We start from the raw sequence: 737 nt of genomic DNA on the forward strand, positions 1-737 counted from the left end.
CAATATGCGGCCAACGAGTACCGCAAGGTGCTTGCTGCGCGCGGCATCACCGTCTCAATGAGCCGCAAGGCGAGCTGTTGGGATAATGCACCAATGGAATCGGCTAACGGCACGGTAAAGGTCGAGTGCGTGTATACAGAGCACTACGCCACGCGCGAACAGGCCCGGTTATCCATCACGGAGTACCTCACCTACTACAACACTGAACGCCTGCATTCATCGTTGGATTACGTGAGCCCGAGTGAATTCGAGCGGCGCTGGCGCGCCGGGAATCAACGCAAGGAGGAACGCGCGTCATAATGAGTGTCGAGTTACCCACCGCCGGCCGCCGTCGTGGTCGTAACAGGCGACCCGACGACCGGCCGTGGATAACTCTCAAAAGCCAGTTCATGGCGTCCACAAAATGGGTACCGCTCCAGAACGCCTCGATCGCCGGCGTGGCAAGACGATAGTTGCCGGTGACGAGTGGGTTCAGCGATGGATCGACCGGACGCGATATCTGAAGCGCCATGACACACCTCGCAGCTTGAACAGCGGAGTTAGAACACCTGACCGGTCCCGATCGAAAGCTTCCGCGGTCGTACTGACGTGCGTGACGTGAGTTCGACGACCGTGGCCACTTGCGCATCCATCGTTGGCGCCGTGCCAGGTGTGACGGTATCTGTCCCGGCCAGTCGGGGCGGACCAACCGGCGTACGTACGGTCGGCGGCTCTGATGTGATGGACGACTCCCGCCT

The 737-nt window shown here is 60.5% G+C and carries 1 protein-coding gene; it reads left to right on the top strand.

The window, feature by feature from the left end; all coding sequences use genetic code 11:
- Positions 1–300 (top strand): integrase core domain-containing protein (locus P0D89_RS53655; protein WP_408371397.1); only part of this gene is annotated, 300 nt, incomplete at its 5' end.
- Positions 301–737: the final 437 nt, after the last annotated feature.

Source organism: Paraburkholderia sp. RL18-085-BIA-A (assembly GCF_046027075.1).
Classification (GTDB): Bacteria; Pseudomonadota; Gammaproteobacteria; order Burkholderiales; family Burkholderiaceae; genus Paraburkholderia.